This is a genomic window from Rhodospirillaceae bacterium (assembly GCA_002746255.1).
Classification (GTDB): domain Bacteria; phylum Pseudomonadota; class Alphaproteobacteria.
On sequence record NVWO01000005.1, the window covers coordinates 94,821 to 110,005 of the forward strand.

Here is a 15,185-nt window from a genome sequence, read left to right on the forward strand (position 1 = left end):
CCTACGCCGGGCAGAGCCTAGGCTTCCCCGACCGTATCGAGCATGGCGAGGCGCAGGGCCTCCTCCGGTCCTTTGTCGCCCCAAAGCACAAATTGCAACGCCGGATAGAAGCGGTCGCACTCAACCAACGCCGTCTCCACCAAATCTTCGATCTGTTCCGAGCTTGCGCCATGGACGCCACGAAGCGGGAGCGTATGACGAAACATCGGCAGGCCATCCTCCGACCACATGTCGAAATGGCCAAGCCACAGCCGTTCGTTTGCCGAGGCCAGAAGTTCGGCGACCGGTGGCCGTTTTAACGCCGGCACGCGCAGATCCATTGCACAGGAGAAATGCAACGCATCCGCCTCCTTGCGCCAGGCAAAATAAAGATTGAAATTGCACCACCGCCCGGGCGCATCGGCGGAAAGCTCTTCCCTGCTTGCCCGCTTGAACAGCAGGTCCTGGCGAATGAAGAGTTCTTCGACGAGATCGAGCGGATTCGAGGGCCGATGCAGAATCGACGTGGAAACCATGGTCATCGCAGACGTTCCCCAAACGAGTAGCGGGCCCATAAGGACACGAGATATAGCGTCATACCGCGTGGTAGCACACCATACCGGCTAAACTGCCAGAATGTCGTCCATGGCGCAAGGCAGGAGTGACCACCGCCCCCGGGGGACCACCGCCGCACGATCACGGGGGATGGGGCGGGTTATACCTTCTTCTTTTGGGGCTTGGCTTTCGCTTTTGGCTTCGCTTTGTCAGATGCCCCTTCAAGGGCAAGGACACGTTTTTCCAGGGCGGCCTGTTCGCTTCGCGCACGCGCCGCCATCGCCTTTACCGCCTCGAACTCCTCACGGGGAACCAGGTTCTGGTCGGCCAACAGACGGTCGATCTGCTGACGCACCAGATCGCGTATTTCCTGTTTGAACGCACCAAGCGCGCCCAGAGCCCCGCCGGCAACACGGGCAAGATCGTCAAAAGAACGGTTTTTAAAACTCATGGCCGCCACCCTCGCGTTGAAGGGCGGCATTATGTGGGGTCGCGCCAAAGCTGGCAACCATTTCGCCTCGGTTGCGGCGGCCCGGCCCGGCCCCTATAAGGGGGGCGGGAGATTAGGAAAAAACCACATGATTTTGGTGACCGGCGGCGCTGGTTTTATCGGCTCGAATCTGTTGGCTGGCCTTGAGGCCTGCGGTCAGAAAGCATTGGCCGTCTGCGACCGCCTGAACGATGGCGAAAAATGGCAAAACCTTGCCAAGCGCGACCATCTCGAGACCGTGCACCCGGAAGATCTTTTCACTTTCCTTGAGAGCCACCGTGGCAACATCGAGGCAATTTTCCATCTCGGCGCCATTTCCGATACGACCGTGCTGGACAAAGAACGCCTTCTGGAGACAAATTTTCGGCTCTCCGTCGCCTTATGGGAGCACTGCATCAAGGAAGGCATCCGCTTCTTTTACGCCTCGTCCGCCGCCACGTACGGCGACGGATCGCAAGGCTTTGACGACGACGGATCCCCAGAGGCGCTGGCCAAATTGCAGCCGCTTAACCCGTATGGGTGGAGCAAGCACCTCTTCGATCAACATGTCGCGAAGATCACACACGCGCGCGGCCCCACGCCACCGCAATGGGCAGGGCTTAAATTCTTCAACGTCTATGGGCCGAACGAGGGCCACAAGGGGGCACAGAAAAGCGTCATCGCCCAGATTTTCCCCGATGCGAAAGCCGGGCGGCCGGTGCGGCTTTTCCGGTCCCACAACCCGGACTATGGCGATGGCGGCCAGCTTCGGGATTTTATCTGGGTCGGCGACAGCGTGGCCGTCATGTTGTGGCTGTACGACCATCCGGAAACCAACGGCCTTTTCAACCTTGGTTCCGGCAAGGCCCGAAGTTTTCTCGACCTTGCCCATGCCATCTTTCAGGCCCTTAATATGGAACCGAATATCAAATTTATCGACACGCCGGAAGCGATCCGCGCGCGCTACCAATATTTCACCCAGGCCGAAATGTCGCGCCTTCGCCAGGCCGGATGCGATCTTCCCTTTTGCTCCCTTGAAGAAGGGGTCGCCCGTTACGTCCGCGACTATCTCAACACCGCAGACCCCTATATCTAACGCCAACGCCTGAACGGATTGCCCCATGCTGTTCGCCCTTCCCTTTCCCGCCATCGACCCCGTCCTTGTTGAATTTGGCCCCTTTGCGATTCGCTGGTATGCGCTTGCCTATGTGACGGGCCTGCTTCTGGGGTGGCAGTATTTGCGCGCCCTGGCGGCACAGGCGCCGATGACGATGACCCGCGTACAAGCCGACGATCTGCTGCTTTGGGCCACCCTCGGCGTCCTTCTCGGCGGCCGCCTCGGCTATGTCCTGATTTACAATCCCGGCTTTTATCTGAGCCATCCGATGGAAATTCTGGCCGTCTGGCGGGGCGGCATGGCGTTCCACGGCGGCCTGGCCGGCGTTTTTCTGGCCGTCGCCATTTTCTGCTGGCGGCAAAAGCTTTCCTTCCTTGCCGTTAGCGATCTGGTTGCCTGCGCAGCCCCCATCGGACTGCTTCTGGGACGCACGGCCAATTTTATCAATGGCGAGCTTTATGGCCGGGCAACGGATTTGCCATGGGGCGTCGTTTTTCCAAATGGCGGCCCGCAGCCGCGCCACCCAAGCCAGCTTTACGAGGCATTTTTTGAGGGCGCGCTGCTGTTTCTTATTCTTTATGGCGTCATGCGTTTTACACAGGCGCGCAAGCGGCCCGGGCTTCTTGGTGGCCTCTTTCTCTGTGGCTATGGCCTGGCGCGTTTCGGTGTCGAGTTTTTTCGCCAGCCGGACCTGCAGATCGGTTTCATCGGACCGGGCCTTACCATGGGCCAACTGCTTTCCCTCCCCGTCCTTCTCGCCGGGCTTGGCCTGATCTTTCTGGCATGGAAAAAACCGTCCGCCTGAACGCCCTTGCGCAGCTTCTTTGCCGACGCATCGAACGCGGCGGCCCCATCTCGCTTGCCGAATACATGACCCTGGCCTTAAGCCATCGCGAACATGGCTATTACCAGCACCGCGATCCTTTCGGCACGTCCGGTGATTTCATCACCGCACCGGAAATCAGCCAGGTCTTTGGCGAGCTTCTTGGCGGCTGGTGCGCAGTGTTGTGGGAAGCCATGGGGTCGCCACCGACCCTGCGCCTGATCGAAGCCGGGCCGGGCCGGGGCACCTTGATGCAGGACGCCCTTCGCGTCGCCTGTCGCAACCCCGGTTTTCAAAAGGCCCTGCGCCTGCACCTGGTCGAAACCAGCGCGGCCTTGCGCGACATTCAGGCGCGCGCCCTGGCAGCGTTTCAGCCGGTTTTTCACGACCATCTCGACGACGTGCCAGAAGGCCCGACCTTGCTGCTGGCAAATGAATTTTTTGATGCCCTGCCCATCCGCCAATATGAACGGACGGTCGACGGCTGGCGGGAACGACTGGTGACGGTTTTGCCGGTGACGGTTTCGCCGTCGCCGGGCGGTTTTTGTTTTACCCTTGCCGACACCGTGACCCTGCCGCAGCAAATTCCGGCTCAAATCCGCGATGCCCCGACAGGAAGCATCGTCGAGATTTCCCTACCCGCCCTTTCCCTCGCCCAAGGCCTTGGCGAACGCGTGCGCCGCTGCGGCGGCGCGGCCCTTGTCCTCGATTACGGACCCCCGGTTACAAAGTCTGGTGAAAGTTTTCAATCCGTTCGCGGCCATCGCTTCCACGACCCCTTTGCGAACCCCGGTGAAGCGGATTTAACCGCCCATGTCGATTTCCAATCCCTTGGCGAGGCGGCGCGCGCAAGCGGCGCGCGCGTGCCGGCTTGCTTGCCCCAGGGCGTCTTTCTCGAACGCCTTGGGATCGGCCCGCGCGCCGAACAGCTTGCGCAATCGGCAGACGCAACCACGGCGGCAGCAATCCATGCCGCCTGCCACCGCTTGATCGACCCTAAGGAAATGGGCACCCTCTTTCAGGTGCTGGTGATCGCCCATCCCGATCTGGTTGCCATTGCCGGTTTTGACGCAGCCTCAGATTCTGACGCAAAGGGATAGCGGCCCATGCTGACCCATCCTTCTTTCCAAGGCTTGGCGCGAATTGCCCATGGCTTTTTCACCCGAGAAGGCGGGACCAGCGAGGGGATTTATGCGTCGTTAAATTGCGGCCCCGGATCAAACGACACGCCGTCCCATGTGGCCGAAAACCGCCGCCGCACGATGGACCGGCTTGGGCTGCCCAGGGACGGCCTGGTAACGGCAAGCCAGGTGCATGGCACCCATGTCCATTTCGTAACCGGGCCATTCAACCCGGCGAGGCCGATTGAGGCGGACGGCCTGGTGACAAAAACCACCGGGCTTGCCATCGGCATCCTGACGGCGGATTGCGCGCCCGTGCTTCTGGCAGACCCGGACCGGGGCATTGTCGGCGCTGCCCATGCCGGGTGGCGGGGGGCAAAAACAGGCGTGCTTGAAGCCGTCCTCGCCGAGATGGTTGGCCAGGGCGCAAGGCTGGCCCACATTCAGGCCGTCATCGGCCCTTGCATCGGCCAGCAATCCTATGAAGTCGCGCCCGGCTTTCCAGACCCGTTTCTGGCCGAAGACCCCGACAACGCGCGGTTCTTCCAGGGGACGCCTGCGGGCCGCTTTCGCTTTGACCTTGGTGCCTATGTCGAAGCCAGGCTTCGCGGCGCGGGCGTCATAAAACCGACCCGCATCGACGCCGACACCTATTGCGAACCCGCCCGCTTTTTTAGCTATCGCCGCGCGACCCACAAGGGCGAACCCGATTATGGGCGCGTTCTTTCCGCCATTGCGATCCAAAACGGGGCCTAGCCAATGCCGTATTTTTTACAGTTTTTTTCCTTTCTTGGGATTGCTCTTTTTCTGGGACTCCTTGCAAGCTGTGTTGCCTGAATTGCGACGGAACGGACTCCTAAGATCGCTTTATACGGGGCTTGGCCTGGGTGTTGGCCTTTGCCTGCTGGCCGCCTGCGGCCCCTTGTCCCAGCCTTTTGCACCGGGGACACGCTCCAGCACGGAGAAGACATTCCTGCTGCCGCCCCAGGGGCCGGGCCTGTGGATGGGGAATTTTAAAGGCCTGCCAGAAGCCCAGGCGGTCCGGGTGGCGGGCACCGTTCTGGCAACGCTACACGCCGAAGGCATCCCGGCAAGTGCCGCCAACCGCAACGAAGCGAGCCTCCTTCTTAACGGCGAGGCAACGGCAACACCGACGGCCCGGGGGCTTCGCATGGACTTTGACTGGACGCTCCGCACAGCGGATGGCGAGATTGGCCATGTCCATGAAAGCAAGACCCTGCCCGAAGCTGATTGGGAACGCGACCCCCGCCATCTCGATCGCCTGGCGGTGGCCGCGGCCCACAAAATCGCCCGGCTTGCCCGGGGCAACGCCCCCCTGTCATCGGCCCTCAACCCGGCATCGGAAGCCATCGCCATCTGGCCCATCACCGGCGCGCCGGGCGACGGGCAACGCGCGCTGTTCTTTGCCCTACGCTCGGCAATGGCGCGCGCCGGCATTCCCCAGGTGGGCGAAAATCAGGAGCCGGGCCTGGTCCTGCTTGGCGATATCCACATAGGCGACGGCGACGTGAAAGCGGGGCAGCAATCGGTCGAGATTGCCTGGTCGCTAATCCGCCCGGATGGCAAGGCCGTCGGCGCCTTCACCCAGAAAAACACCATCCCCGCCGGGGGGATGGATGCGGCCTGGGGCCGCCTTGCCCCCGCCATCGCCGCCGGCACCGTGGAAGGCATCCACGCCCTTATCGAAGCAATGCGCCGCGAAAACGGGTCGAAACCCCTCTGACACTCCCCATTGAGAGGCCACAAACCGGCCCCTTTCGTCATTTACAAGCCCGGGGCCGCGCTGTTACATTCCGCCCGCATTCCGCCTCAAGGGGCAGAAATGGGCCAGAAGACGTAAGCGTCGGCGCCGGGCCCGTGCGACGCACGAGGAATTCCGCATGAAAGTCCTTAATTGCAACGCCAATCGGCCACTTGCCGAAGCAATTTCGGCGTGGCTTAAACTGCCACTGGCCAATGCCGAAATTCGGCGTTTTGCCGACAATGAGGTTTTTGTCGAAGTTCACGAGAACGTTCGCGGCGAAGATGTTTTTGCCATTCAGCCGACGTCCTATCCGGCAAATGACAATTTGATGGAGCTTTTGGTTGCCATCGACGCCCTTCGCCGTGGCTCGGCCAAGCGGATCACCGCCGTCATTCCATATTTTGGGTATGCCCGTCAGGATCGCAAGACCGGGCCGCGCACGCCGATCTCGGCAAAGCTGGTCGCCAACCTCATCGGCATTGCCGGTGCAAACCGGGTGCTGACCCTTGACCTTCACGCGGCGCAGATCCAAGGGTTCTTCGACATTCCCGTCGACAATCTTTTTTCCGCACCGGTCTTTACCCGCGACATCCGCAAAGAATACAACGGCAAAGACCTGACCATCGTTTCACCGGATGTCGGCGGCGTCTTGCGCGCACGCGCCATTGCGCGCCGCATCGACGCCGACCTTGCCATCATCGACAAGCGGCGCGAACGGGCCGGCATTTCCGAAGTCATGAACGTCATCGGCACCGTCAAGAACAAGCATTGCCTTCTGATCGACGACATCGTTGATTCAGCCGGCACGCTCTGCAACGCCGCCACCGCCCTTCTAAAAGTGGGTGCCCTTTCGGTTTCCGCCTATGCCACCCATGGTGTACTTTCCGGCGAAGCAGCCGCGCGGGTCGAAGCGTCGCCCCTTGAAACCCTTGTGATTACCGACAGCATCCAGGCGACGGAAGCCGTCACCAATGCCAAGACGATCCGCCAGATATCCATTGCACCGCTGCTGGCCGAAGCCATGTTACGAATCAGTGAGGAGAGTTCCGTTTCCTACCTATTCGATTAGGAAGGAAGCTTGCAGCGCGGCACCCCTGGAGGCCGGCTTTTCAAGAGCGGAACGGACGTAGAAGAAGGAGAGTTTTTATGAGCGATATTATAACGTTTACTGCGGAAGTCCGCGAACGGGCCGGAAAGGGGGCCGCCCGTGCCGATCGTCGTGCAGGACGTGTGCCTGCCGTGATCTATGGCAACAAGGAAGACCCAATTTCCATTACGCTTTCCCCCCGCGATCTGAATAGAGAGCTGCGTCAGCCCGGATTCTTCACGCGTCTTTTCGACGTGAAGACAGGCGACAAAAGCCATCGCGTGTTGCCGCGCGACGTGCAGTTGCATCCCCTGACCGATGTGCCGCTTCACGTTGATTTCATGCGCGTTTCCGAAAACACGACGATCACCGTCGCGGTCCCGGTTGTCTTCAGGAACGAAGAACTCTCGCCCGGACTGAAGCGCGGTGGCGTCCTGAACATCGTTCGCCATGAAATTGACCTTATCTGCCGGGCAACCCATATTCCCAACGTGCTTACGGCCGATCTGGAAGGGCTTGAAGTTGGCGATTCCATTCACATCAGCCACATTCCCCTGCCCGATGACGTGCGCACGGTGATCACCGACCGCGATTTCACAATTGCTGCGGTCGCGGCACCTTCCGCGCTTAAATCCGCCGGTGAAGAAGCCGAGGAAGCGGCCGCCGCTGAAGAAGCTGCAGCCGAAGCCGAGGGCGAAGCCGAGGGCGGCGAGAAGAAGGACGACGGCGCCGCCAAGTCCGAATAGGCGGCGCGTTATGTTGCTTTTGGTTGGCCTTGGAAATCCCGGTCCGGAATATGCCGGCAACCGTCACAACGCCGGTCGCATGGCCGTCGATGCGATCGCGCGCCGGCATCATTTCGGGCCGTTCCGAAAGCGTTTTTCCGGCCTTGCTGCCGAAGGCACCCTGGACGGCGAAAAGACGATTGCCCTGAAGCCGGAAACCTTCATGAACGATTCCGGAAAAGCCCTTGCCGCAACCGTCCGCTTTTACAAACTTGAGCCCAAGGATGTGCTGGTGGTTCACGACGACATTGACCTTGCCCCCGGCAAAATGCGGATCAAGTCCGGCGGTGGCCATGGCGGCCACAACGGCCTTCGCAGCATTGACCAGCATATCGGGGTGGACTATCGGCGGCTTCGTATCGGCGTCGCCCATCCCGGTGACCGGGACCCCGGTGACCGGAACCGGGTTGCCAATTATGTGCTTGCCGATTTTTCAAAGGGGGAAAAGCTCTGGCTGGCACCCTTGCTTGACGCCATCGCCGAACATGCCGGGCTTCTTGTCCGCGACGACGCCCGTTTTCTAAACAGCGTCGCCCAGACCCTGGCCCCGCCAAAATCAAAAAAGCCATCCAGCGAGGCCCCCAGTGGGATTTAAATGTGGCATCGTCGGCCTTCCAAACATCGGAAAGTCCACGTTATTCAACGCCCTTAGCGCAACCGCCGCGGCCCAGGTCGCCAATTACCCCTTCTGCACGATCGAGCCGAATGTCGGGCGCGTCGCCGTGCCGGACCCGCGCCTGAACGATGCCGCCGCCCTGGCAAAATCCGCCAAAATCCTGTCGACCCATCTGGAATTTGTCGACATCGCGGGCCTGGTGCGCGGCGCCAGCAAGGGCGAAGGCCTCGGCAATCAGTTTCTTGCCAATATCCGCGAAGTGGACGCCATCCTGCATGTGATTCGCTGTTTCGAATCCGGCGATGTCACCCATGTCGAAGACAGCATCGACCCGGTTCGCGATGCCGAGACGGTCGAGACGGAATTGATGCTGGCCGACCTTGAAAGCCTGGAACGGCGGACGGTCGCGCTTGGGAAAAAATTGCGCGGCGGCGACCAGGCAGCCCGCGAAGAGCTGGATTTGATGGAACGCACCCTGGCCGTCCTGCAACAGGGAAACCCGGCCTCAACGACGTCCATTGAACCCGACGAAGAAGGCCTTCTTAAAAAGCTACAGCTTCTTACGACGAAGCCTGTCCTTTACATCGCCAATGTCGAAGAAGCCGCCGCCGCAAGCGGCAATGCCCATTCCAGAGCGCTGGAGACTTACGCAAAAGAACACGGCGCGCCTTGCGTGGTTATTTCCGCCGCCATCGAAGCCGAAATTTCCGTCCTTGAAAGTGAAGAAGATCGCGCCGAATTTCTCGCCGCCATTGACCTTGAGGAAACTGGCCTCGCGCGCGTCATTCGGGCAGGCTATGAAATGCTCGGCCTGCTCACCTTTTTCACGGTCGGCCCCAAAGAGGCGCGCGCCTGGACCATCGAAAAGGGCCTGACCGCGCCACTGGCCGCCGGCGTGATCCATACAGATTTCACACGCGGCTTCATTGCGGCGGAAACGATTGCGTATGACGATTACATCGCATGCAAAGGCGAAACAGGCGCGAAGGAAGCCGGAAAGATGCGCCTTGAAGGCCGCGACTATGTGGTTCAGGACGGCGACGTCCTGCATTTCCGCTTCAACGTTTAGGACGGGCCCCTAGGCGTCACTCTCGCCAGTCGCATCGGCCGCCGCACCATAGGTGGCACCGTAGGTGCGAAACTTTTCAAGCACCGTCGCCATTTCGGCATCCGAAAGGATCAGCACCGTCGATATAGCGCCATAAGCGTGCAGATCGGCTGCGCGAGCCTTTTCTTCCGTGGCAATATAGCGATCAGAATAGCGATGGTAGGTAAGGGCCGAGCCTTGGGCAACCAGGCCCCCAGCAATATCCCCCGACGCACCGATTAAGCAGGTCGCCAAAATTCGCCCATACCTGTCTTTCCCTTCAGCCCGGCAGGAGAGGTCTTCGAGGGCATCGGAAATCATGTCTTGCAGAATCTTCTTAGCCAGTGCCCCCCACGGTTTCTGGCTAAGTTCAGGGGCGTCGATGCCGATTAAACGAACGGTGGGGCCATCAGAAAAGCTGAGCGTGCCCCCGTCAATTACCCGAACCTTGCCGGTAATTTCCGCCGCTACGACCGGCAGGGATAATATTGCTGCATGGCAAGCAGCACAGAGACCCGAGCAGAGTTGTCCCAATCCTTTTGATTGTTGGCTGCCCATCGGAGATAAACCAGTTTTAGCTGTTCTGGTGCGAGGCCCTCTTTTGGCGCGCAAAAGATGCGGTTTTTATCTACTGCTGGGAGCAAAGCATTTAAGTCATTGAACCCGCCCAAGTAGCCTTCGCAATACCTTATGCTTGCCCGATCACCCGCAATGCAGGCATTGGCTAACTCTCCCGTCGTGTAGGCAAACGCTGGTGATGGCAGATGAATTACCCCCAGAACCAGGAGAATTTTTAGAAAGTTCGCGTTCATTATGGTCCCCCTTGCGAGTTTTCGCAGTTTTAGGACAAGTACTTGAGGACTTTCACGACGTTATAGATGCCATAAAGCGTAACGAGTTACATTCCATGTATAGCCATTACTTCGTTTCACGCGGTGAATGGTTCGTCGCCAATCGTCGCCGCACCGTACGTGCGAAATTTTTCAAGCACCGTCGCCATCTCGACATCTGAAAGAAGGACCGGCTCGCCGATGGCCAGCGCCTGGGCATATTGTTCAGAAAGCGCTTCGACCTCGACGGCCAAGGCCAAGGCACTGGAAAGACTTCCCCCAAGGGAAATCATCCCGTGATTGGCAAGCAGGCAGGCGCGGCGGTCTGCCAACGCCGCCAGGGCATGATCGGAAAGTTCCTGACTGCCGAAGGTCGCGTAAGGGGCGCAACGGATGGACGCGCCGCCCGCCATCGCCACCATGTAATGAAAGGCCGGAATGTCGCGGCCAAGACAGGCCAGCGCCGTCGAAAAAATCGGATGCGCGTGCAGGACAACATTTGTTTCCGGGCGCGCCGCCAGAATGTCCCGGTGAAAGCGCCACTCGGAAGACGCTTCGTGCGGCCCATGCGCGCACCCGTCAAAATCCATCAAGACCAGATCACCCGGCCCCATGTCGGCGGGATCGATGCCCGATGGCGTCATCAAAAATTGTTCCCCGCAACGCGCGCTTACATTCCCCGAACGGCCGCGATTAAGGCCCCGTTCCACCATGGCGCGACAGATGGCCACCATCGCCTTTCGAAGATTAGGCGTTTCCCCGACCGTCATCCGGTTGCTCCCTTCGGATCATGTTCCGGGTAAAGTTCAGCAAGGCTTTCCATAGACGCCTCGGCAATGCCGCGTTCGGTAATCAACCCCGTCACCAGCCGCGCCGGGGTCACATCAAAAGCGATGTTGCGAAGCGGGCTGGACGCCGGCGTCAGGCGAACAGTTGTCATCCGCCCGTCTTCATCCAGGCCGGTGACGCTGGCCACTTCGCCGCCGTCGCGTTCTTCAATGGGAATGTGGCCGACGCCTTCGCGCAAAGCCCAATCGATCGACGTACCGGGAACGGCCACATAAAACGGCACGTCGTTGTCAAAAGCGGCCAGCGCCTTTAAGTACGTGCCGATTTTGTTGCAGACATCGCCATTTGCGGTCGTGCGGTCAGAGCCGACAATGCACAAATCCACCTCGCCCGCCTGCATCAGATGGCCCCCGGCATTGTCCACAATCACCGTATGGGGCACCCCGTGCTGGCCCAGTTCCCAGGCGGTCAGGCTGGCCCCCTGATTGCGCGGGCGCGTTTCATCGACCCAGACATGGATGGGAAAGCCCAGATCATGGGCCATGTAAACCGGCCCCAGGGCCGTGCCCCAATCGACCGTCGCCAGCCAGCCGGCATTGCAATGGGTGAGCACATTCAACGGCGCGCCCGGTCCGCCGCGCCGTTTCGCCGCCTCGAACAGGGCCAGGCCGTGCCTGGCAATCGCCGCGTTCTGGGCAACGTCGTCATCGGCAATGGTGGCGGCGCGCGCGTACGCCACGGCCATTCGTTTGCGCGCAGGCACGCGGCCAAGATGGCCCGCCATGTCGTCCAGCGCCCAACGCAGATTGATCGCCGTTGGCCGGGTCGCCATCAAAACCCGGCAGGCCTTTTTCAACGCCGCGTCGGATGTGTCCGCATGCATGGCGAGGGCCACGCCATAGGCCGCCGCCGCCCCGATCAGGGGTGCGCCGCGCACAAGCATGTCGCCAATGGCTGCCGCCACATCGGCAAGGGTTCCAAGGGTGAGCGTTTCAAAGCGATGGGGAAGTTTTGTCTGGTCGATGATGCCGACCGACCAGCCGTCGTCGTTTAACCAGATGGTCCGCGTGGGCGTTCCCTGAACTTTCATGGTCCGGCCAGGTCCCTAAGGCTTCAACACACGCCCGGCGACGGCATCCAGCTTTTTCATCAAATCCGGGTCGCGGACGTCTTCCGCCGTCACGATGGCATTGTCCAGCGCCCGATTGCAACCTTCCGGGCACGCGCCATTGCCATCGACAAGCGGCACGATCTGGCAAACCAGTTCACGCGCCTTGTCGCCATTGGCAAACAGGATTTTCAGGATCGCCTCGACCGTGACATCGTCATGATCCGGGTGCCAGCAATCGTAATCCGTGACCATAGCAACGGACGCGTAACAAATCTCCGCCTCGCGCGCCAACGCCGCTTCCGGCATGTTCGTCATGCCGATCACATCCAGACCGGCGGCGCGGTAAAATTTCGATTCCGCAAGGGTGGAGAAATGCGGCCCCTCCATCACCAGATAGGTGCCCCCTTCGACATGGGGAATGCCGTTGCTGCGACAGGTCGCCGCAACGGCGCGGCCAAGGCGCGCGCAAACCGGTCGGGCCATCGCCACATGGGCAACCAGGCCGGTGCCGAAAAAACTTTTTTCGCGCGTCGTACGGTCGATAAACTGATCGACGATGACAAAACTTCCCGGTGCCAGTTCTTCGCGCAGGGACCCCACCGCACTCAGGGAAAGAATTTCCGTCACGCCGGCGCGCTTCATGGCGTCGATGTTGGCGCGGTAATTGATGTCCCCGGGCGCAATCCGGTGGCCGCGCCCGTGCCGTGGCAGAAAAACAAGGCTGCGACCGTCCAGCTCACCGAAGAAGAATTCATCCGACGGTTCGCCAAAGGGGGACGACACCCGCTCCCAGCGCGTGTTTTGCAGCCCTTCGATCTCGTAAAGACCGCTGCCGCCGATGATGCCGAGCGCACCTGCCCTGGCCGCGCCTGCCTTGCCCATGAAAATTCCTTCCGTCAAATCGCTGTCCGGGCCCATCCTAGCCTACGCGCGCGGACAGAAAAAGCGCGCGACCGTGCAGACACGGTGCGTTCAACGTCACGCGTTCCGACGCGGTGCGTTCAACGCTGTGCCAAGTTTTAAAAATTGTGGTTTGGAAAAAAAGGGCCTAGTGGAGCTTGGACCAGATCCGGCGCTTCACGGCATAGAGCATCGCCGTCAGCACAAGGAGGAAGAGCAGCACCTTGATGCCAAGGCTTTTGCGTTCTTCAAGCTCCGGCTCGGCCGTCCAGGCGAGGAAGACGGTAACGTCTTTCGCCATTTGCGCGACACTGGCCGGGGTGCCGTCTTCATATTCGACGGAATCCTCGTACAGGGGCATCGGCATAGCGATCTGGCGTCCCGGGAAGACGTGGTTGTAGGACATGCCTTCCGTCATCGTCACGCCTTCCGGCGCTTCTTCTTCATAGCCGGTGAGCACGCCATAAAGATAATCCGCGCCACCCTTGCGCGCCTTGACCATCAGGGAAAGGTCCGGCGGGTAGGCCCCATTGTTCGAAAAACGCGCCGCCTGTTCGTTCGCAAAGGGCGCGACGAAGCGATCAGCAAGCCGCGCCGGGCGCATGCCCACTTCGCCCTCACTATCCGGGGCGGCCTCGACCTCATATTCGGCGGCAACTTCTTTCGCTTCTTCTTCCGAGAAACCGATGTCCATCAGATTGCGGTACGCCACCAGAGAAAGGGCGTGGCAAGACGCGCAGACTTCTTGATAGACCTGATGCCCACGGCGAAGCGCGGCGCGGTCGAACTTTCCGAAAATGCCGTCAAAGGTCCATTCCTGATGTTCAAGATCGACGTCACCGGAAGCCAGGGCCGAACCGGGATTTCCAAAAAGAAGACCGCCGGCCACAGCGGCGATCAGAAGGAACCGGTGTGCGTTCATGCCGATTTCCCCTTCTTCGATGAAAGCACCGCCGCCGATATGCTTTCCGGCAGAGGCCGGGTTTTTTCAAACCTGCCAAGCAGCGGCAGCAAGACAAGGAAATGGGCGAAATAATAAACCGTCGCCACCTGACCAATAATAACAAACGCGCCTTCCGGCGGTTTCGCGCCGATCCAGCCCAACACGAAGCAATCCACCAAAAACAGCCAGAAGAACTGCTTGTAGAGGGGACGGAAGCGCGCGCTTCGCACTTTCGAGCTGTCCAGCCACGGCAGGACGAAGAGAACCAGGATTGCAGCAAACATCGCGATCACACCGCCAAGCTTGTCCGGGACGGCGCGCAAAATTGCGTAGAAAGGCAGGAAATACCATTCCGGCACGATATGCGCCGGCGTCGCCATCGGGTTGGCGCGAATGTAATTGTCCGGTTCGCCAAAGAAATTGGGGGCGAAAAAGACGATCCCCATATAGACGATGAAAAACACGCCGAGGCCGAAATAATCCTTCACCGTGTAATAGGGATGAAACGGGATGCTGTCCTGCGGCCCCTTCATATCAATGCCAAGCGGGTTGTTCGACTTCACCGTGTGCAGCGCCCAGATGTGCATGAGCACGACGCCGACGATCACAAATGGCATCAGATAGTGAAGCGCAAAAAAGCGGTTTAGCGTCGCATTGCCGACGGCAAATCCGCCCCACAGCCAGGTCACGACCGCGTCGCCAACAACCGGCACGGCCGAGAACAGATTGGTGATGACCGTCGTGCCCCAGAAGCTCATCTGTCCCCAGGGAAGCACGTAGCCCATAAACGCGGTGGCCATCATCAACAGCAGAATGACAAGGCCGAGCCACCACAAAATTTCACGCGGCGACTTATAGGAACCGTAATAAAGGCCACGGAAGATATGGATATAGACGACGATGAAGAACATCGTCCCGCCGTTCATGTGAAGATAACGAAGCAGCCAGCCATAATTCACGTCGCGCATGATGCGCTCGACGCTATCAAAGGCCATGTCCACATGGGGCGTATACTGCATCGCCAGCACGATGCCGGTAACAATCATGATGACCAGCGTGATCCCGGCGAGCGACCCAAAATTCCACCAGTAATTCAGATTACGCGGCGCCGGATAGTCAACCAGCGAATGGCGCGCCATTGCGAAGACCGGAAGACGGTCCTCGATCCATTTGCCAATGCCTTTTTCCGGTGAAAGCATGCCTATCCC

The 15,185-nt window shown here is 60.0% G+C and carries 17 protein-coding genes; 9 read left to right on the top strand and 8 right to left on the bottom strand.

Annotated features, from left to right (window positions below):
• Positions 1-17: 17 nt before the first annotated feature.
• Positions 18-521, bottom strand: a complete 504-nt coding sequence (locus COA65_04840; GenBank protein PCJ60153.1) for a hypothetical protein — start codon at positions 519-521, stop codon at positions 18-20.
• Between the two features lie 173 nt (positions 522-694).
• Positions 695-985 (bottom strand): pyrroline-5-carboxylate reductase, encoded by a 291-nt coding sequence (locus tag COA65_04845; GenBank protein ID PCJ60154.1) that lies wholly within the window; start codon positions 983-985, stop codon positions 695-697.
• A 127-nt stretch (positions 986-1,112) separates the two neighbouring features.
• Here COA65_04845 and rfaD point away from each other — a divergent pair, with 127 nt between their 5' ends.
• From rfaD to COA65_04890, 9 genes are all read left to right on the top strand, one after another.
• Positions 1,113-2,099, top strand: coding sequence for an ADP-glyceromanno-heptose 6-epimerase (rfaD, locus tag COA65_04850; GenBank protein ID PCJ60193.1), 987 nt, complete (start codon positions 1,113-1,115; stop codon positions 2,097-2,099).
• Positions 2,100-2,124: 25 nt separating this feature from the next.
• Entirely contained in the window at positions 2,125-2,925 is an 801-nt protein-coding gene (locus COA65_04855; protein PCJ60155.1) for a prolipoprotein diacylglyceryl transferase, read from the top strand.
• Positions 2,904-4,043 (top strand): methyltransferase, encoded by a 1,140-nt coding sequence (locus COA65_04860; protein PCJ60156.1) that lies wholly within the window; start codon positions 2,904-2,906, stop codon positions 4,041-4,043. Before COA65_04855 ends, COA65_04860 begins: the two co-directional genes overlap by 22 nt.
• 6 nt (positions 4,044-4,049) lie before the next feature.
• A complete protein-coding gene (locus COA65_04865; GenBank protein ID PCJ60157.1) occupies positions 4,050-4,820 on the top strand; it encodes a polyphenol oxidase in 771 nt (256 codons plus the stop codon).
• A 70-nt stretch (positions 4,821-4,890) separates the two neighbouring features.
• Positions 4,891-5,808, top strand: coding sequence for a hypothetical protein (locus tag COA65_04870; GenBank protein ID PCJ60158.1), 918 nt, complete (start codon positions 4,891-4,893; stop codon positions 5,806-5,808).
• Between the two features lie 157 nt (positions 5,809-5,965).
• The gene (locus COA65_04875; protein ID PCJ60159.1) at positions 5,966-6,898 is read left to right on the top strand and encodes a phosphoribosylpyrophosphate synthetase; all 933 of its coding nucleotides are present in this window, start codon (positions 5,966-5,968) and stop codon (positions 6,896-6,898) included.
• A gap of 77 nt (positions 6,899-6,975) precedes the next feature.
• On the top strand, positions 6,976-7,662 hold the full coding sequence (locus COA65_04880) for a 50S ribosomal protein L25/general stress protein Ctc (GenBank protein PCJ60160.1): 687 nt from the start codon (positions 6,976-6,978) through the stop codon (positions 7,660-7,662).
• A gap of 10 nt (positions 7,663-7,672) precedes the next feature.
• Positions 7,673-8,296, top strand: coding sequence for an aminoacyl-tRNA hydrolase (locus COA65_04885; protein PCJ60161.1), 624 nt, complete (start codon positions 7,673-7,675; stop codon positions 8,294-8,296).
• A complete protein-coding gene (locus COA65_04890) occupies positions 8,286-9,386 on the top strand; it encodes a redox-regulated ATPase YchF (protein PCJ60162.1) in 1,101 nt (366 codons plus the stop codon). Before COA65_04885 ends, COA65_04890 begins: the two co-directional genes overlap by 11 nt.
• Before the next feature lie 9 nt (positions 9,387-9,395).
• Here the strand turns inward: COA65_04890 and COA65_04895 are convergent, their stop codons facing one another.
• From COA65_04895 to COA65_04920, 6 genes are all read right to left on the bottom strand, one after another.
• Positions 9,396-9,962 carry a hypothetical protein gene (locus tag COA65_04895; GenBank protein PCJ60163.1) on the bottom strand — a complete coding sequence of 189 codons (567 nt, stop codon included), beginning with the start codon at positions 9,960-9,962 and terminating at the stop codon, positions 9,396-9,398.
• A 370-nt stretch (positions 9,963-10,332) separates the two neighbouring features.
• Positions 10,333-10,968 carry a class II aldolase gene (locus COA65_04900; protein PCJ60194.1) on the bottom strand — a complete coding sequence of 212 codons (636 nt, stop codon included), beginning with the start codon at positions 10,966-10,968 and terminating at the stop codon, positions 10,333-10,335.
• A 32-nt stretch (positions 10,969-11,000) separates the two neighbouring features.
• The gene (gene mtnA / locus COA65_04905) at positions 11,001-12,113 is read right to left on the bottom strand and encodes an S-methyl-5-thioribose-1-phosphate isomerase (protein ID PCJ60164.1); all 1,113 of its coding nucleotides are present in this window, start codon (positions 12,111-12,113) and stop codon (positions 11,001-11,003) included.
• A gap of 15 nt (positions 12,114-12,128) precedes the next feature.
• On the bottom strand, positions 12,129-13,016 hold the full coding sequence (locus COA65_04910) for an S-methyl-5'-thioadenosine phosphorylase (GenBank protein PCJ60195.1): 888 nt from the start codon (positions 13,014-13,016) through the stop codon (positions 12,129-12,131).
• 166 nt (positions 13,017-13,182) lie between these two features.
• On the bottom strand, positions 13,183-13,956 hold the full coding sequence (locus tag COA65_04915; GenBank protein ID PCJ60165.1) for a cytochrome c1: 774 nt from the start codon (positions 13,954-13,956) through the stop codon (positions 13,183-13,185).
• Positions 13,953-15,176: a cytochrome b gene (locus COA65_04920; GenBank protein ID PCJ60166.1), complete on the bottom strand. Its 1,224-nt coding sequence runs from the start codon at positions 15,174-15,176 to the stop codon at positions 13,953-13,955. The genes COA65_04915 and COA65_04920 overlap by 4 nt, the downstream gene beginning before the upstream one ends.
• Positions 15,177-15,185 lie beyond the last annotated feature (9 nt).